Genomic DNA, 18101 nt, shown 5'->3' on the forward strand with positions numbered 1-18101 from the left:
CAGTCTTCTGACACGGCGCGATCGGCTGCAGGGACGAGACGTAGGGACAAGCGTGCCATGCCCAAACAGGTGATGATTGTAGAAGATAACGAGCTCAACATGAAGCTCTTTCGCGACCTGATCGAGGCGTCCGGCTATACGACAATTCAGACCCGAAACGGGATGGAAGCGCTTGATCTTGCTAGAAAATACAAGCCGGACCTGATCCTTATGGATATCCAGCTTCCGGAGGTTTCCGGCCTGGAGGTTACCAAATGGCTGAAGGAAGACGACGAACTGCATGTCATCCCAGTGATTGCGGTGACGGCCTTTGCAATGAAGGGCGACGAGGAGCGTATCCGTCAGGGCGGCTGCGAAGCCTATGTCTCCAAGCCCATCTCGGTTCCGAAGTTCATTGAAACGATCAAGACCTATCTCGGTGATGCCTAGCGCATCTGAAAGACGTTTATGACTGCGCGCATATTGGTGGTTGATGATATTCCGGCGAATGTGAAGCTGCTCGAAGCGCGGCTTCTCGCGGAATATTTCGACGTGCTGACGGCGGCGGACGGCTATCAGGCACTGGCGATATGCGAGCGCAACCAGGTCGATCTCATCCTGCTCGATGTGATGATGCCGGGGCTTGACGGCTTCGAGGTCTGCGCGCGTCTGAAGGCGAGCGCGAAGACGTCGCATATTCCCGTCGTGATGGTGACGGCGCTGGACCAGCCGGCTGATCGCGTGCGCGGCCTGAAGGCGGGCGCCGATGATTTCCTGACCAAGCCGGTCAACGACCTGCAGCTCATCTCCCGCGTGAAGAGCCTTCTGCGCCTGAAGACGCTGAGCGATGAACTGCGCATCCGCGCCGAAACGGCCGAGACGATGGGGATCGACGATCTGCTGCGTGCCGGCGAAGGGCGCCCGGAAGAAGCCGGACAGATTCTATTGGTCGACAGCCGCGCCAATTCGCAGGAGCGTATCATCAAGGCGCTGAAGCCGATCGCCGATGTCACGGCCATCTCCGACCCGCAGGCAGCCCTGTTCGAAGCTGCCGAGAACGCCTTCGAACTCGTGATCGTCAATGCCAATTTCGACGATTACGATCCCTTGCGGCTCTGCTCGCAGTTCCGCTCGCTGGAGCGTACCCGTTTTCTGCCGATCCTGATCATAACGGAGCAGGGCGCTGACGACATGGTCATCCGGGCGCTTGATCTCGGCGTCAACGACTACATTGTCCGTCCGGTCGATACGAACGAACTCATCGCCCGCGGCCTGACGCAGATCCGCCGCAAGCGCTTCAACGACCGCCTGCGCGCCAGCGTCAAGCAGACCATCGAGCTTGCCGTCACCGATCCCCTGACGGGTCTCAACAACCGCCGTTACCTCGACAATCATCTCAAGGTTCTCTTCAACCGCTCGATGGCCCGGGGGCGGCCGCTATCCGTGCTGATCACCGACATCGACCGCTTCAAGCAGGTGAACGACACCCACGGCCATGATGCCGGCGACGAAGTGCTCAAGGAATTTGCCAACCGCATCCGCTCGACCGTCCGCGGCGCCGATCTCGCCTGCCGCTATGGCGGCGAGGAGTTCGTCGTGGTAATGCCGGATACGTCGCCTGAGGTGGCTGCCGCAGTTGCCGAGCGCCTGCGGGCCTCCGTCGAAAGCATTCCATTTGGGTTGAAATCGGCAGGGCAGGAGCTGAAAGTCACCGCCTCCTTCGGTATCTCTTCGCGCCTGTCCTCGGTCATCACGCCGGACCAGCTTATGAAGCAGGCCGATCTTGCTCTTTATGAAGCAAAGAACACCGGCCGGAACCGCGTCGTTGCTGCCGCAGCCTGAAGGCAATACTGTCTCAGGACCCGGCGCAGGACATGGTTTTCCACCGGAAAACGCTGAACATTACAAATTTTTAATCGTGGCCCTTGCAAAGGACACGCTTCTTTTGTGGAAAAGACCCGGAAATGGATCACTGCCGTCGGTGACCCTCTTAGGGTGCATCCGCCCCGGCGGGAAGAACAAAGGCGCTCTGTCAAAGAATACACGGATAGCGGCAGGCCGCTATGCAAGCAGTGCTATTTCCCGAAGGGAAATGTTGAGACCTTACGTAACGTCAACATCCGGCAAAGTTACTGCTATGTGCCTATTGGTTTCTTTGCAAAGCTGGTTCATTTCCTGAGCGCCTAAGTCATTAGGCTGATCTCCACCTGCCCCAAAATTGGACTTTTAACCATAGGAGCAGGCAGGAATTGCTCATCATTAAGAATTTGTTGATTTTCTTTCATTTTTGCGCAAATTATTGGCTCATAAGAGAAAAGCACTCCCTCTTGAGGAGTCCGCATACCCCATGATGCTCAGGTCCGCCGCATCTCCTGGGTCGTGGGGTCCGGTCGGCTAGCTCGCAACTTTTCGCGGTTCCTCGTGCCGCCTTGCCTGCTGGCCGACCCCCTTTGCCTGAAAAACGCCGTCTTTCCCATCACGGAGAAAGACGGCGTTTTTGTTTGCGCCGACAGGGCAAAAAACACAATCCACGAATGAAAAAAAGCGCGCAGCCAGACGGCGCGCGCTTTTTAAACAACCTGAGATCAAGAATTACTTGATCTTGGTTTCCTTGAACTCGACGTGCTTCTTAGCGACCGGGTCATACTTGGTCTTCGTCATCTTGTCCGTCATCGTACGGCTGTTCTTCGTCGTGACGTAGAAGAAACCGGTGTCGGCCGTCGACAGCAGCTTGATCTTGATAGTGGTAGCCTTGGCCATGGTTGTCCTGCCTTTACGAAAATGAAAGCCGTGGAAAGCCGGATGGGCTCCACGGCAAATTCTGGCGCGAAACTACGAATCCGGCCCGAAAAGTCAAGCCCGCTTTCGGAGGAAAAGCAGTCTTATGCCGGCCAGCAAGGCATAAAGCCCGAAGAAACAGGCAATCGCATATGCAAAACCATTGTTTCCGGCAACGTCGATAGCAGCTCCGATTGCCTGCGGGCCGGCGACGGTGCCGACGGCATAACAGAAGACGAAGGCGGCATTCGCCGCTGCAAGATCGGAACCTGTCAACCGGGATCCGAGGTGGCTGAGGCCGACGGTGTAGAGGCCAGCGACGCAACCGCCCCAGAAAAGCAGGACCCCTGCCATCATGATCCAGCTGTGGGACAGCAGCGGAAGCATCAGCGAGCCGATAAGACCCATGAAGGCCATGGCGGCAAGCAGCGGGCGCTTGTCGGAAATCCGGTCGGAGAGCATTCCGACCGGGATCTGAAAGATCACATTGCCGATACCCATGACCGTCAGCAGCAGCGCCGCCTGCAATTCGGTGAAGTTCGCGCGGATCGCATAGATCGGGAACAGTGAAAGGCCGCCCGCCTCGACCGCGCCGAAAATGAAGACTGCGGCCGTCGCCGTCGGTACCAAAAAGACGTAGCGCATGAAGTGCAGCTCCGGCTTCTCTTCTAGGATCGGGCTTTCGTGTCGCGCGATAAAGATTGGGATGGCCGCAAGCAGGATCGCGGCTGCGCCAACCAGAAACGGCAGTATGCCGTCGCTGCCGAGAATCGAGAAGAGCAGGGGGCCCGCCGCGAAACCGAGCGAAAGCACTGTCGCATAGATTCCAAGCACGAAGCCTCGTTTCGTAGGCGGTGAGGCGGCATTGATCCAGAACTCGGACAGGATGAACAGGGTCGTGGTCGCGCCATGGAATGCAAAGCGCAAGGGGAACCAAAGCCAGAAATTCTCGGCATAGTAAAATCCGAGCGAGCTGAGCGCGGAAATCACCACCGCCCAGAGCATTGTCGGGGCGACCCCGTATTTATGCGCGAGCTTTGTGGTGATCGGGGCGGCAGCCATGGCGGCGATCCCCGCCATGGCCGTATTCAGGCCGATGAGCGTTGAGGGGATACCGCGCTTTTCCAGGATGATGCTGAGAAGCGGAAGTCCGAGGCCGATCGCGATGCCGACAGCGGAAATCGACGAGACGGCGGCAACCAGCGACGGCCAATGGATTTCCTCGACATCGCCCGGTGTGCCGTTTCTCGGCTGAGACATGAATCCATCCTTGAATGACTGAAACGAATCGCCCGTTTGTGGCACATAGAAAGGCACACGCGTGCCAAATCCAAGTGACGGGTTGTGCTTTACGGAAAGTCCGGTGCCGATGGCAATAGATCAAATAATCCAGCTCGTATTCACTCAGGACTGGCGCTGCGATCCTGCAGCGCCGGCGAGCGTTGCCCACTACACGCGAATTATGTCTGGACGGTGAAGGTTCAGGACTGCTTACGATGAGCGCCCGCGGCCGGGGATATCGTAATCGTCGTGATCGTCGTTCTGGTCGCCGAAACCATGCAGGCGAAGCGCCCATTGCAGGCCGATCACGCCGCCCTTGATCGGCTGGATCGAGATGAGGGCGGTCAGAACGGTGATGGGAGCCCAGATCGCCAGCGTCAGCCAGAGCGGCAGCGGCCAGATCATGTCGGTCATCATGTAGCCGCCGACCACGACGTGGCCGAGAACGAGGATGACGAGATAGGGCGGCAGGTCGTCGGAGCGGTGATGGTGCATTGCCTCGCCGCAGGCGGCGCAATGGTCGACGGGCTTCAGAAAAGCCCTGAAAAGCTTGCCGCTTTCGCAATGCGGACAACGGTTCAGCATGCCGCGCATGATGGAGCGGCCGAGCGGACGCTCGGCCTTTTCTGCGTCCCCATAGCGGACCGGTTGTTCGGTCGATGCACTGGTCATGATCGTTCCTTTTCGAGCGTCCCTACACGCATGGAGCGCCGCAATCCGCCGCCTTGCAGAGAAGGGACGCTCCTTACTTCAAATGCAGAGCATCCCGAAAAGGATGCCCTATCGCCGCCCCCTTGGCGGCCTTGTCCCGGCCATCTTGCGGGCCTGCCGGTTGTCACGGCGGCCTGCCTTGTGGAACGAGCGCACTGCCGTCGGCATGTTGCGTCCTTCGCTTATCATCTCGAAGCGAAGCGCGCCGGCGAGCGGGATCGCTTCGGCAAGCTTTACGGTGACATCGTCTCCGAGGCGGTACCCCAGCCCGGTCCTCTCACCCGACAGCGCCTGATGCGCCTCATCGTAGATGAAGTAGTCCGTTCCGAGCGTAGATATAGGTACGAAGCCGTCGGCTCCATAGTCGGGGAGGGCGACAAATAGTCCCGATTTCGTGACGCCCGATACGCGCCCCTTGAACTCTTCCCCGACACGCGTGCTGAGATGATGGGCGACCAGCCGGTCGACCGTCTCGCGCTCCGCGGCCATTGCACGGCGCTCGAAGGTGGAGATTTCGGCGGCGATGTCGTCGAGCGCGGCCTCTTCCTGCGGTGTGATGCCGCCTTCGCCGAGACCGAGCGAGCCGACCAGCGCACGATGAACGATCAGGTCAGCATAGCGGCGGATCGGCGAGGTGAAATGCGCATATTTCATCAGGTTCAGCCCGAAATGGCCGATATTTTCGGGGCTGTAGATTGCCTGGCTCTGCGAGCGCAGGACCATCTCGTTGACCATCGTCTGATGCGGTGTGTTCTCGGCTTTTGCCAGGATGCCGTTGAAGCTGTTCGCCCGCACATTGCCGCCCTTAGCAAGCGAGATGCCGAGCGTTGCCAGAAATTCGCGCAGGATCTCCTGCTTGGCGAGCGTCGGGCCGTCGTGGACGCGATAGATCAGCACCTGACGCTTCTTCTCGAGCGTTTCGGCCGCGCAGACATTGGCCTGGATCATCATTTCTTCGATGAGCTTGTGCGCGTCGAGCCGCGGCGGCACGACGACGCGGTCCACCGTGCCGTCCGGTTTCAGCAGGATCTTGCGCTCGGGCATATCGAGTTCGAGCGGCTGGCGCCTCTCACGGCCGCGCCTTATCACTTCGTAGGCGTGCCAGAGCGGCTTCAGGATCGGTTCCAGCATCGGCCCGGTCTTGTCGTCTGGCTTGCCGTCGATCGCCGCCTGCGCGTTGCTGTAGGAAAGCTTCGCCGCACTTTTCATCATGATGCGGTGGAACGTATGCCCGGCCTTGCGGCCTTCCTTCGAAAAGACCATGCGCACGGCAAGCGCCGGCCGGTCGACGCCTTCCTTCAGCGAGCAGAGATCGTTGGAGATGCGCTCCGGCAGCATCGGCACGACGCGATCGGGGAAGTAGACCGAATTGCCGCGCTTCAGCGCTTCGCGGTCGAGTGCCGAATTGGACCTCACATAGTAGGAGACATCGGCGATCGCCACGGTAATGATCACGCCGCCCGGGTTGTCGGGGGAAGGGTCCGGTTCGGCATAGACCGCGTCGTCGTGATCCTTCGCATCGGCCGGGTCGATGGTGATCAGCGGCACGTCGCGCCAATCCTCGCGATGCGACATCGTCACGGGCCTGGCCGCATCGGCTTCGTCGATCACCGGCTGCGGAAAGACATGCGGAATGCCGTGCGCGTGGATCGCGATCATCGAGATCGCCTTTTCCGAGGCGACGGAACCGACGACCGACAGCACCTTTGCGCGCGGCAGGCCGAAACGTCCGAGGCGCGCGATCTCGACTTCTACGAGGTCGCCGTCCTTGGCGTCGCCGGTATAGTTGGGATCGATCAGCATTTCTTCGCCGCGCCGTTCGATCGGCAGCAGCCGTCCAGCGCCGCCGGGGGCGGTGCGGAAAACACCCATGGTCGCGCCGCGGCGCTTGTCGATGATCTTGATGATGCGCGCGGTATAGGCCGGTCCGCCGCGGTCAGCCGCCGGGAAAATCTTCGCCACGACGCGGTCGCCCATTCCGGCAACGGGTGTCTTTCCCTTGCCCTGACGTCCGGCAGGCGACGTCTGGCGGATCGCGACGGCAGGCGCAACGCCCTGATCCTCCGGCCATTCCGCCGGCCGGGCGATCAGTTCGCCGTCCTTGTCGCGTGTGGTGATGTCGAGAACGGTTACGGGCGGCAGTGCGCCCGGCCGGATCAGCGACTTCCGTGTCTTCTGCAGCATGCCTTCCTGTTCGAGGTCCCGTAGCATGTGCTTGAGTTCGACGCGGCTGTCGCCCTTGAGGCCGAAGGCCTTGGCGAGCTCGCGTTTGGACGCCTTTTGCGGATGTTCGGCGATGAAGCGCAAAATGACTTCGCGCGACGGCAATGCGCCGTGCACGATGTTCAGCGGTTCGACGGGAGCGGCATCGCGGCTCGCGCGGCCGATCTTCCCCGGGCGCTTGCCCATGGTCTTCGTTCTTTCGCGCGGATTCCTGCTCACTCTCAGCTCTTCTTCGTTTTCGCGGGCGCTTTCGCTTTCGCAGCGGCTTTAGCCTTGGGCTTGGCGGCGCTTTTCGTCGCCTTGCCTTCGGAAGCGGCAGCCTTTGCCTTCGGTTTTGCTCTGCCCTTGGCCGTCGGCGCCTTGCTGGCCTTGGCGGCGATCAGGGCCAGTGCCTCCTCGACCGTGATTGCCTGCGGATCCTTGCCCCTCGGCAGCGTGGCGTTCACTTTGCCCCAGCTCACATAGGGACCATACTTGCCGTCACGAACGGTGATTGCGCCGCCATCCGGATGCTCGCCCAACTCCTTGAGCGCCGCCGGTGTTCCACGTCCGCGGCCGCCCGGAGCCTTGTTCGCCTTCTCGGCAATCAGCGTTACCGCACGGTTGAGGCCGATCGAAAACACGTCCTCGACGCTTTCCAGATTGGCATAGCCGCCGTCATGCAGCAGGAATGGGCCGTAGCGCCCGATACCGGAGGAGATCATCTTGCCGGTTTCCGGGTGCTTGCCGATGTCGCGCGGCAGCGCGATCAGCGCCATCGCCTTCTCGTAGTCGATGTCTTCCGGCTTCCAGCCCTTCGGAAGCGAAGCGCGCTTGGCATCCTTGCCGTCGCCGCGCTGGATGTAAGGGCCGAAGCGGCCGGAGCGCAGCGTCAGCTCCTCGCCGGTCACCGGATCGGTGCCGAGGTTCTTCGGTTCGTTTTGTGCCCCACCTTCGGCTTCTGCGCCGTTTTCCGAGGTGAGCTGGCGGGTGTAATTGCATTCCGGATAGTTCGAGCAGCCGACGAAGGCGCCGTATTTGCCGAGCTTCAGCGACAGGTTGCCGGTACCGCAGACCTGGCAGATGCGCGGATCGCTACCGTCCTCCCGCTTCGGGAAGACGAGCGGCGCCAGCTGTTCGTTCAGCGAGTCGAGCACATTGGTGACGCGCAGTTCCTTTGTATCCTCGATCTGCGAGAAGAAATCCTTCCAGAAATCGCGAAGCACCTGTTTCCAGTTGAGCTCGCCTGCCGAGATCCGGTCGAGCTTCTCTTCAAGGTCGGCTGTGAAATCGTATTCGACATATTTGGTGAAGAAGCTCTCGAGGAACGCCGTCACCAGCCGTCCTTTGGAATGGGGGATCAGCTTGCGCTTGTCGATCGTCACATATTCGCGGTCGCGGAGCGTTGCGAGCGTCGCGGCGTAGGTGGAGGGACGGCCGATGCCGAGCTCTTCCATCTTCTTGATCAGTGTCGCTTCCGAATAGCGCGGCGGCGGTTCGGTGAAGTGCTGCGTCGAGTTGATTTTCTGCTTTGCGAGGTTCTCGCGCGCATTGATCTCCGGCAGGCGGCCGCCTTCGTCGCCTTCGTCGCCTTCGTCGCTTTGTTCGCCGTCTTCCTTCTGGTCGGTGTAAGCCGCAATGAAGCCGTCAAACCGGATGACGGATCCGACGGCGCGCAGACCGGCCTTCTGGCCATTGTTGTCAGCAGTGATTTCGGCCGTCGTGCGCTCGATTTCGGCCGAGGCCATCTGGCTCGCAATGCCGCGCTTCCAGATCAGGTCGTAGAGCTTGATCTGATCGGCATCGAGGAATTTCCGCACGCGGTCAGGCGAACGGTAGAAATCCGTCGGACGGATTGCTTCGTGCGCTTCCTGGGCGTTCTTCGCCTTGGTGGAATAGAAACGGGCCTTCTCCGGCATGTAGCGCTCGCCGAACTGATCGACGATGGCGCGTCGCGCCGCATCGATCGCTTCGGGTGCCATCTGCACGCCATCGGTACGCATATAAGTGATGAGACCGACCGTCTCGCCGCCGATATCAACACCCTCGTAGAGTCTCTGGGCGATCTGCATCGTGCGCGATGCAGAGAAACCAAGCTTGGAGGAGGCCGCCTGCTGCAGCGTCGAAGTCGTGAACGGCGGTCCCGGGTTGCGCTTGACCGGCTTTGCCTCGACGCTGTCGACGACATAGGCTGCACCCTCGAGCAGGGATTTCAGCTTGGCGGCGTCTTCGCCATTGGCGATCGATCGCGCCTGCAACCGTTTGCCATTGGCTGCAACCAGCTTGGCCTCGAATTCATCCCCGCGCGGCGTCTTCAGGAGGGCCGAGATGTTCCAGTATTCTTCCGAGATGAAGCGCTCGATCTCGGTTTCGCGGTCGCACACGAGACGCAGTGCGACCGATTGCACGCGACCGGCCGAACGGGCGCCCGGCAATTTGCGCCAGAGAACCGGCGAAAGATTGAAGCCGACGAGGTAATCGAGCGCGCGGCGTGCGAGATAGGCATCGACCAGCGGTACGTCGATGTCCCGGGGCTCGGCCATCGCGTCCAGAACCGCCTTCTTGGTGATGGCGTTGAAGACGACGCGCTTCACCGACTTGCCGTTCAGCAAGCGCTTCTTGTTCAGGACGTCGAGCACGTGCCAGGAGATCGCTTCACCCTCGCGATCCGGGTCGGTTGCGAGGATGAGCCCGTCGGAAGACTTCACCGCGTCTGCGATATCCTTCATGCGCTTGGCCGAGGCGCTGTCGACCTCCCAAAGCATTTCGAAGTCCTGGTCAGGAAGAACAGAGCCGTCCTTGGCAGGCAGATCGCGCACATGGCCGAAGGAGGCGAGCACCTTGTATCCGGAGCCCAGATACTTGTTGATCGTCTTGGCCTTGGCAGGCGATTCCACCACTACAACATTCATCATGATTCTCTAAAAAACTACCGCGCCCGGCGAGGAGAAGAGCGTAATACTTGCCGCTCGAAGAATACCGGCCCTCCGACATGGACAGGGAAATCGTTCCGGTCAAGGGGTTTGCTGAATTTTAGGCGTTACAATCCAGCGCAACCAAAGGGAGATTAAGAACGAATTACAATTTAAAGTGTTATAGTTATCGTTTTTCAAGTGCGGCCAGGGCTCCTTGCAAGCAGCGGTCCGTAATCGTCCAGAGACCCGTCATGGCGGCCAAGGTTGAAAAGAAGAACAGCGATGGATCGGCCGGTTCCGGTTCCCGATGCGCCTCGGCTTCGGTCTCGACGCTGCTTGCGCGAGCCGAAATGATTGATGAGGTCGCGGAAGGTGGGCGGGGCCGACATTGTCGGAGCGATCAGCCGCAGCCAGGCAATTCGTTGCCGTTACGTCAGCGCAATTCCCTTCGGCCTTGCGCTTGCCGCGGCATCTTATCCCTTTGCCCCGATCTTGCTCTCCGTCCCACTCATGAGGCGGGAAATGTTGGCCTTGTGCTTGTAATAGGAGATGACCGACATCACCGCCATGACCGCTGCAACCTTCTCGGTCCCCAATATCCACAATGCAACCGGGATGACAAGCATCGCGACCAGCGCCGACAGCGAGGAGTAACGGGTCGTAAAGGCAACCGCGAGCCATACGGCGCCGAAAAGCAAAACCATGATCGGCGCGACGCCAAGCAGCGTGCCGATATAGGTGGCAACACCTTTGCCGCCCTTGAAGCCGATCCAGACGGGGAAAAGGTGGCCGATGAAGGCAAAGAAACCGGCAATGATGCCCGCTTCCCCGCCAAGGAAATAACCGACGATCCAGGCTGCGGCCGACGCCTTCAGCGCATCGAGCAACAGGGTCGCAGCCGCAAGCTTCTTGTTGCCGGTGCGCAGCACATTGGTCGCGCCGATATTGCCGGAGCCGATGCTGCGCACATCGCCGAGCCCCGCCGCCTGCGTCAGGATAAGGCCGAAGGGGATGGAGCCCAGCAGGTAGCCGATGGCGGCCGCCGCAAGCGCCAGCGGCGGTGTAATCTGCCAGGTCATCAAGTCAGAGATCATTTACTCCATCCCTTTCGTCCAATGGACTTACCCCTCACCGTGACTCTCCCCGCAAGCGGGGCGAGCGAACCTGCACAGCACGCCCTTTTGCGAAGGACGAAACGCGAGTCACCTTCACCACGCCTGCGGGGAGAAGGTGCCCGGCAAGGCGGATGAGGGGCAACTCCCACTTTATTCCAATCCGTAAACCAGCTTCCCCGCGACATAGGTCGCGACGGCCCGTCCGCTGAAGCGCGCATCCTCGAAAGGCGTATTCTTCGAGCGCGAGAGAAGCATGTCTTTCGAAACAAGCCAAGGCTCGTCGAGATCGATCAGCGCGATATCGGCTTTGGCACCCGGCTTTAGCGTGCCGGCTTTCAGGCCGAAGATCTGCGCAGGGCGCGTCGACATCGCATCGATCAGCCGCATCAGAACTCACCTGGCCGCTGTGGTGGAGGCGCAGGGCCGCTGCAAGCATCGTCTCAAGACCCACTGCGCCATCAGCCGCTTCGCCGAAAGGCAGCCGTTTGGTATCGACATCCTGCGGATCATGCGAAGAAACGATGATGTCGATTGCACCTCTCGCCAGTGCATCCACCATCGCCACGCGGTCGTCTTCGGAGCGCAGCGGCGGATAGAGTTTGAAGAAGGTACGGTACTCGCCGATGTCGTTTTCGTTAAGCGCCAGGTTGTTGATCGAGATGCCGCAGGTCACCTTGGCGCCGCGGCTTTTCGCAAGCTCGATCGCCTCGACCGACTCCGGTACAGAGATCATCGCCGCATGATACGTGCCGCGTGTCAGCTGTGCGATGCGGAGGTCTCGTTCAAGAGGAATGAGTTCCGCTTCCTTCGGAATGCCCCCGAGACCGAGCCAGCTGGCAAGCAATCCTTCATGCATGACGCCGGTGGCGCCGAGATATTTGTCGCGGGTCTCGCAGGAGATGACGGCGCCGAATTCCCGCGCATAGGTCATCACCCGCCGCAGCACCTGCGTGTCGTGAACGCTGGAACGGCCATCCGTGAAGGCGACGGCTCCGGCTTCCATCAGCAGGCCGATCTCGGTCATCTCCTCGCCGGCCAGATGCTTGGTGATCGCCGCAGCCGGATAGATGTTGACGAGCGCCGTGTCCCTCGCCGTTTTCTTGACGAACTCGACCAGCGCGATGTCATCGATGACAGGATCGGTGTCTGGCATCATGATGATCGAGGTGACGCCTCCTGCGGCGGCCGCCCGGCTCGCCGAAGCGATCGTCTCGCGGTGTTCGGCGCCCGGCTCGCCGATATTGACGCATGCATCGACCAGGCCCGGCGTTGCGACGAGACCGCTGCAATCGCGAACCGTGGCACCTTCCGGCGCCCCCTGGTTCTGCGCATCCTTTCCGGCTGCCGCAATCATGCCGGACTTGACGATGATCGTGCCGATCTCATCGAGATTGCGCGAAGGATCGATGATGCGAACATTCTTGAGAACGATCGAGTTCGTCATGCCCGCGGCCCCCGGTTCTGAGACACAAGCAAAGTCTCCATCACCGCCATGCGCACCGCGACCCCCATTTCCACCTGTTCGGCAATCACGCTCTGCGGTCCATCCGCAACCTCGGATGAGATTTCCACCCCGCGGTTCATCGGTCCCGGATGCATCACCAGCGCGTCGTCCTTGGCAGCTTTCAGAGTTTCCGCATCAAGCCCATAGAAATGGAAATATTCCCGCACTGAAGGCACGAAGGCGCCGGACATCCGCTCGCGCTGGAGGCGCAGCATCATAACCACGTCGGCGTCCTTCAGGCCTTCCTTCATCGAGTGGAAGACCTCGACGCCCATCTCCGCGATGCCGGCCGGAAGCAGCGTCGCCGGTGCGACGACACGGACCCGCGCGCCCATGGCATTCAGAAGCAGGATGTTCGAGCGCGCCACCCGCGAATGGAGCACGTCGCCGCAGATCGCCACGATGATGCGCGACAGCCTGCCCTTGGCGCGGCGGATCGTCAGCGCGTCGAGCAGCGCTTGCGTCGGATGCTCGTGCTGGCCGTCGCCGGCATTGACCACCGAGCAGGAGACCTTTTGCGCCAGGAGTGCGGCGGCACCGGCGCTCGAATGGCGGATCACCAGCACGTCCGGCCGCATCGCATTCAGCGTCATCGCCGTATCGATCAGCGTTTCGCCCTTCTTTACCGAGGAATTGCCGACCGACATATTCATGACGTCGGCGCCGAGGCGCTTTCCGGCGAGTTCGAAGGAGGCTTGCGTCCGTGTCGAGGCTTCGAAGAAGAGGTTGATCTGCGTCAGGCCGCGAAGGGTCGATGTCTTCTTCTCGCGCTGCCGGCTGATCTTGACGGCCTCATCCGCCTTGTCGAGCAGGTAGGTGATATCCTGCTCCGTGAGGCCTTTTATGCCGATGAGGTGGCGGTGGGGAAAGAAGACCATGAACCTGCCTCTTGCTGTGTCACGCGCTCTATAATGAGTGGCGCGGTGAGGGGCAAGCATGTGCTGCGGACAAAGGCTTACGTCCCCATGCAATTTTGTCGTAAATCCGCTAGAGCTGAAGCGGGAAAGCTCGAACTTCCGCTTTCCCTTTGCCTGTCTCTTGCACTAGAAGCGAACCATGACATCCGCTGAAGAAAAACTCGCCGAGCTGAACCAGCCAAGTCTCTGGTCCGGCATCAATGCCTACCGGTCCGATCCGCTGATCGTCGACTTGACGGCGGCGCTGCCGCGCGGCACGCGCGAGGACCTGGAAAACATGGGCCGCTACGTGACCTCGCCTGAGGCGCAGGAGCTGGCGCGCATGGCAAACCAGGGTACGCCGCAGCTGCGCACCCATGGCCCGCGCGGCGAGCGTCTGGATGTCGTCGAGTTTCACCCGGCATGGCATGCACTGATGCGCCGCTCGATGTCCGTCGGCCTGCATTCCTCTGTCTGGGATCCACAGGCCGATGCCGACGCCAAGGATCAGGCGCACAAGATCCGTGCGGCGCGCTTTTACCTGACTGCCCAGCTCGAATCCGGCCACCTTTGCCCGCTGACCATGACGAGCGCTTCGGTGGCAGCACTCTCCGCTTCGCCTGCCGTGCAGAAGGATTGGGCGCCGAAGATCCTCTCGCGCAAATATAATTCGTCGAACAAGCCTGCCATGCAGAAGTCTGCCGTGACGATCGGCATGGGCATGACCGAAAAGCAGGGCGGCACCGACGTCCGCTCCAACAAGACCACGGCCGAAAAGGTCAGCGAAGGCATTTACCGCCTGTCGGGCCACAAATGGTTCATGTCGGCGCCGATGAGCGATGCCTTCATCATGCTGGCGCAGACGAAGGAAGGCATGGGCTGCTTCCTGGTTCCGCGCCTGCTGGAAGACGGTTCGGCCAATGGCCTGCAATTCCAGCGCCTCAAGGACAAGGTCGGCAACCGCTCGAACGCCTCCTCCGAAGTCGAGTTCAGCGACACCTTCGGCTTCCTGCTTGGCGGCCCGGATGCAGGCATCCGCACGATCCTCGACATGGTGACGTTGACGCGTCTTGACTGCGCGCTTGCCTCGTCGGGCATCATGCGTGCCTCGCTTGCCGAAGCCGTGCACCACACCCGCGGCCGCAGCGCCTTCGGCAAGATGCTCGTCAACCAGCCGATCATGACCCGCGTGCTGGCCGATATGGCGCTCGACGTCGCGGCCGCAACGGCTCTGTCCTTCCGCCTCGCTGATGCTTTCGACAAGGCCCGCGGCAATGCGGAAGAGGCTGCCTACGCCCGCGTCATGACGCCGGTTGCGAAATACTGGTGCTGCAAGATCGCGCCGGCGCTGATCTATGAGGCGATGGAATGCATCGGCGGCAGCGGCTACATCGAGGAGCGCCCGATCGCCCGCCACTACCGTGAAGCACCGGTCAACGCCATCTGGGAAGGCTCCGGTAACGTGATGGCGCTCGATGTGCTGCGTGTGCTGACGCGCGGCAAGGATCTCTTCGAAACGGTGTTCACCGGCCTTGCCCGCGATCTCGGCCCGGCCGGCAAGAAGACGATCGACGTCCTTCGCGCCGCAATGGCGCTTTGCGAACGGGACGAGGGCGCGGCCCGTCTGCTGGTTGAACAGCTTGCGCTCGCCGCCGCCGCTGCCGAGCTCTACCGCCTCGGTGCCGGCCGCATCGCCGACGCCTTCATCGAAACGCGCCTCGCAGGCGGCTGGCGCGCGACCTACGGCATGCTCGATTCCCGCTTCGACGCGACCTACATCGTGGACCTGCTCTATCCGCCGGCAGGTTAGGGCAAGATAACGGCCTGAGGTACTTGCGCATGGGTTCGAAATCTAAATCGTGATGCAGCAGGCTGTGACCGCTCCCAGAGTTCGTCCATGGCTTTGCGCTGTGCCCGGCGCCGGATGAGATCTTGCAGGGCTTCCTCGATGGTCGCTTTCTTCGTCGGCAAGCCTTTGAGGCGCATTGCCTGTTCCCTGAGCTCGTCGTCGATGTCCACATTGGTTCGCATGTTGGCCGCATGTGCATCTTTGGCCGGATGACACATTCGTCCATTTCAAACAATATCCCCAGGCTTTCCGAGACTTGCCCATTGTCGGCAAGCAAAGGCTTCGCTACTCACCGCATAGTGACAGGCTGGGCGATCCGATATGTTGAATGAATCCGCGGTTCTTGAAGCTCTTCCGCAGGCTGCAAGCGAAGCCGATAAGCGCGTCCGCGACCGCGGTGCGACCGAAAAGGCGATCCTCAGGGCGGCCAAGGCGCTGCTCTCGGAAGAGGGGTTCCAGAATTTCGGCATTAACGCGGTTGCCCGCCGGGCCGGATGCGACAAGCAGCTGATCTATCGCTATTATGGCGGCCTGAACGGCCTTGTCGAAGCGATCGGCTCCGATCTCGGCACCTGGGTCAGGGACCGCATTCCGGAAGATACCGGCGGCATGTTTCTGCTCACCTACGGCGATCTCATGGAGCGCCTGGCGTTGCTTTTCCTCCAGGCGCTTCGCGACGACCCGCTGATGCGCCGCATCGTCGCCTGGGAAGTCTCCGAGAATACGGAGCAGGTGAGGCGGCTTGCCGAATCCCGCTCGAAGGCGCTGTCGCAATGGCTGGAGCGCATGAAGGGCTCGCTGGCGCCGCCGAAGGGCGTCGATGCCGCCGCCGTCAACGCAATTCTCATTGCCGCGATCCAACACCTCGTGCTTTCGGCTTCGGCAGGCGGCCAGTGTGCGGGCCTTGCGCTGAAGACCCCCAAGGATTGGGAAAAAGCCGCAACCGCTTTGAAGCGCATCGTTCGCGGTGTTTATGGCTGACGCGGCTTGGTGTCATCCACAGGCGACGACCCACCCGTTAACCTTAACGAATGGTTTACATTGCACCCTGCGGCTTAACGGGACAGGGTATCCGCAGTCTAAATCTTAGCTGTCGGAATCATGGGAACCAAAGCTGCCAAAGCCATGCTGCTCTTTGCCGCGATGATGTTTTTCGCGGTGCTTGCGCTGGATATCGCCGTGCCTGCACTGGTTTTGAGCGTCATGGCATTGTCGACATGGGCGGTCACTCCCGACGCGTCTTTGAGGCAGGAAGGGGAGGCCGCATGAAGTGGTTCCTGGTCTTCTGGTTGGGACCGATCGCCTTTCTGGGCGGCTGGTACTGGCTTTCCTACTACGACATGAACTTCGGCATCTTCATGCTGACGCGCCAGGTTCATGACCTGACCTTCCAGATTTACGGCGATGTGCTCGGCGTACCGCCGGAAACCATTCCGCCGCTTGTCGCACGCGCGATCGCTGTCGACAGCCTCGTCGTCTTCGCCATCATAGGCTTTCGCAAGCGCAGGAAGCTCATTGCCTGGTGGAAGGCGCGTCAGGCCTCGAAATCGTCCGATCTGGCGAGCAGCGAGAGCCTGTCCAGCGCCCCCTGAAGAATGAAGCTGGCGGCGGCCGAATCGATCCGCCCGGCACGTTTGGCGCGCGACACATCCATCTCGATCAGCGCCCGTTCCGCCGCAACCGTCGAAAGCCGCTCGTCCCAATAGACAAAAGGCAGGGCCGTCTTTTGCTCCATGTTGCGCACGAAGGCTCTCGTCGCCTGAACGCGCGGACCGGCCGAGCCATCCATGTTCATCGGCAGCCCGATGACGAAACCGGAGACTTTTTCCTTCGCGGCAAAAGCAAGCAGCACTTCGGCGTCAATCGTGAACTTCTGCCGTTTGATGACCGGCCGCGGCGTTGCGAAACGCCGTCCGAGATCGGACATCGCAAGGCCGATCGTCTTTGTGCCAAGATCAAGCCCGGCGATCGCCTGTCCGGACCGCAACACAGCCGCCAGTTCCTCGATCGTCAGCACCGTCATCGTCGTTCATCCCGTCAAAAGAAATTGAAGCATTGGCCGCTTTTCTTTGTGGCCATACCGGATATGTCCTTAGCATCCAATTTTGCTTTTGCATCACGTATTAAGGAGCAATTCCATGAAGATCACCTGGCTCGGCCATTCCGCTTTCCGCATCGAGACGAATGCGGCAAAGATACTGATTGACCCGTTTCTCACCCACAACCCGTCCTTCGCCGGTCAGGACATTAAGCAGGTTGCGAGCGGCATCACCCATATCCTCCTGACGCACGGCCATGGCGACCATGTCGGCGATACCATTTCGCTTGCCCGCGAGACGGGAGCCGTTGTGCTCGCCAATGCAGATCTTGCCGCCTGGCTCGGCTCCAAAGGCGTCGAGAGGATCGAGATGGGCAACACGGGCGGCACGGTTTCGCTCGGAAGTTTCACCGCCACCTTCACCAACGCGCTGCACTCCTCCGCCCAGATCACCGAGGACGGCGTCTCCCATTCGCTCGGCAATTCGAATGGCCTGATGCTGCATTTCGACGACGAGGCGAGCCTGCTCCATATGGGCGATACCGACATCTTCTCCGACATGGCGCTCCTCAATGAACTGCATCAGCCGGACATCGGCATCGTGCCGATCGGCGACCGCTTCACCATGGGCGGTGCCGTCGCAGCACTCGCCTGCCGGCGTTACTTCAACTTCAAGACCGCAATCCCCTGCCACTACGGCACCTTCCCGATCATCGACCAGACGCCGGATAAATTCGTCTCCGGCATGGAAGGCTCGAAGACGCAGGTGAGGACGCCGAAGCAGGGCGAGACGCTGTCCATCTAAGCAAAACGCCGTTGCACTGGGCGGATAT

General features: G+C 60.8%; 16 protein-coding genes and 1 pseudogene. 7 read left to right on the plus strand and 10 right to left on the minus strand.

Features of this window, described 5'->3' with window-relative positions:
- Positions 1-57: 57 nt before the first annotated feature.
- Both ACW4PC_RS02905 and ACW4PC_RS02910 read left to right on the plus strand, forming a co-directional pair.
- Positions 58-429, plus strand: coding sequence for a response regulator (locus tag ACW4PC_RS02905; RefSeq protein ID WP_022714852.1), 372 nt, complete (start codon positions 58-60; stop codon positions 427-429).
- Between the two features lie 18 nt (positions 430-447).
- Positions 448-1821, plus strand: coding sequence for a PleD family two-component system response regulator (locus ACW4PC_RS02910; RefSeq protein ID WP_455872773.1), 1374 nt, complete (start codon positions 448-450; stop codon positions 1819-1821).
- 750 nt (positions 1822-2571) lie between these two features.
- On the opposite strand, the gene rpmG is transcribed toward ACW4PC_RS02910, so the two are convergent.
- The 8 genes and pseudogenes from rpmG to ACW4PC_RS02950 form a co-directional block, all read right to left on the minus strand.
- On the minus strand, positions 2572-2739 hold the full coding sequence (rpmG, locus tag ACW4PC_RS02915) for a 50S ribosomal protein L33 (RefSeq protein ID WP_003547442.1): 168 nt from the start codon (positions 2737-2739) through the stop codon (positions 2572-2574).
- Positions 2740-2832: 93 nt separating this feature from the next.
- On the minus strand, positions 2833-4017 hold the full coding sequence (locus tag ACW4PC_RS02920) for an MFS transporter (RefSeq protein ID WP_455872774.1): 1185 nt from the start codon (positions 4015-4017) through the stop codon (positions 2833-2835).
- Between the two features lie 231 nt (positions 4018-4248).
- Complete coding sequence (locus ACW4PC_RS02925) at positions 4249-4710, minus strand: DUF983 domain-containing protein (protein ID WP_455872775.1); 462 nt, start codon at positions 4708-4710, stop codon at positions 4249-4251.
- A gap of 108 nt (positions 4711-4818) precedes the next feature.
- Positions 4819-7191 (minus strand): ribonuclease R, encoded by a 2373-nt coding sequence (gene rnr, locus ACW4PC_RS02930; protein WP_455872776.1) that lies wholly within the window; start codon positions 7189-7191, stop codon positions 4819-4821.
- Positions 7192-7193: 2 nt separating this feature from the next.
- Positions 7194-9863: a type I DNA topoisomerase gene (topA, locus tag ACW4PC_RS02935; protein ID WP_455872941.1), complete on the minus strand. Its 2670-nt coding sequence runs from the start codon at positions 9861-9863 to the stop codon at positions 7194-7196.
- Positions 9864-10339: 476 nt separating this feature from the next.
- Positions 10340-10960, minus strand: a complete 621-nt coding sequence (plsY, locus tag ACW4PC_RS02940; protein ID WP_455872777.1) for a glycerol-3-phosphate 1-O-acyltransferase PlsY — start codon at positions 10958-10960, stop codon at positions 10340-10342.
- A gap of 171 nt (positions 10961-11131) precedes the next feature.
- Positions 11132-12425 (minus strand): annotated as a pseudogene (locus ACW4PC_RS02945) (dihydroorotase).
- Positions 12422-13363, minus strand: coding sequence for an aspartate carbamoyltransferase catalytic subunit (locus ACW4PC_RS02950; protein WP_022714860.1), 942 nt, complete (start codon positions 13361-13363; stop codon positions 12422-12424). Before ACW4PC_RS02950 ends, ACW4PC_RS02945 begins: the two are co-directional and overlap by 4 nt.
- 178 nt (positions 13364-13541) lie before the next feature.
- On the opposite strand from ACW4PC_RS02950, the gene ACW4PC_RS02955 reads away from it, so the two are divergent.
- Positions 13542-15191 carry an acyl-CoA dehydrogenase family protein gene (locus tag ACW4PC_RS02955; RefSeq protein ID WP_455872778.1) on the plus strand — a complete coding sequence of 550 codons (1650 nt, stop codon included), beginning with the start codon at positions 13542-13544 and terminating at the stop codon, positions 15189-15191.
- Here ACW4PC_RS02955 and ACW4PC_RS02960 read toward each other — a convergent pair.
- Positions 15188-15448: a type II toxin-antitoxin system VapB family antitoxin gene (locus ACW4PC_RS02960; RefSeq protein WP_455872779.1), complete on the minus strand. Its 261-nt coding sequence runs from the start codon at positions 15446-15448 to the stop codon at positions 15188-15190. The two genes, ACW4PC_RS02955 and ACW4PC_RS02960, sit on opposite strands and share 4 nt — an antisense overlap.
- A 103-nt stretch (positions 15449-15551) precedes the next feature.
- Between ACW4PC_RS02960 and ACW4PC_RS02965 the strand changes: the two genes are divergently transcribed.
- The 3 genes from ACW4PC_RS02965 (at position 15552) to ACW4PC_RS02975 (ending at position 16822) form a co-directional block, all read left to right on the plus strand.
- On the plus strand, positions 15552-16211 hold the full coding sequence (locus ACW4PC_RS02965) for a TetR/AcrR family transcriptional regulator (protein ID WP_455872780.1): 660 nt from the start codon (positions 15552-15554) through the stop codon (positions 16209-16211).
- 120 nt (positions 16212-16331) lie between these two features.
- A complete protein-coding gene (locus ACW4PC_RS02970; RefSeq protein WP_455872781.1) occupies positions 16332-16499 on the plus strand; it encodes a hypothetical protein in 168 nt (55 codons plus the stop codon).
- Positions 16496-16822, plus strand: coding sequence for a DUF6105 family protein (locus ACW4PC_RS02975; RefSeq protein WP_074067474.1), 327 nt, complete (start codon positions 16496-16498; stop codon positions 16820-16822). The genes ACW4PC_RS02970 and ACW4PC_RS02975 overlap by 4 nt, the downstream gene beginning before the upstream one ends.
- On the opposite strand, the gene ruvX is transcribed toward ACW4PC_RS02975, so the two are convergent.
- Complete coding sequence (gene ruvX, locus ACW4PC_RS02980) at positions 16765-17253, minus strand: Holliday junction resolvase RuvX (RefSeq protein ID WP_039844596.1); 489 nt, start codon at positions 17251-17253, stop codon at positions 16765-16767. The two genes, ACW4PC_RS02975 and ruvX, sit on opposite strands and share 58 nt — an antisense overlap.
- Positions 17254-17368: 115 nt before the next feature.
- Between ruvX and ACW4PC_RS02985 the strand changes: the two genes are divergently transcribed.
- Positions 17369-18073 carry a metal-dependent hydrolase gene (locus tag ACW4PC_RS02985; RefSeq protein ID WP_455872782.1) on the plus strand — a complete coding sequence of 235 codons (705 nt, stop codon included), beginning with the start codon at positions 17369-17371 and terminating at the stop codon, positions 18071-18073.
- Positions 18074-18101: the final 28 nt, after the last annotated feature.

Source organism: Rhizobium yanglingense, from assembly GCF_977109285.1.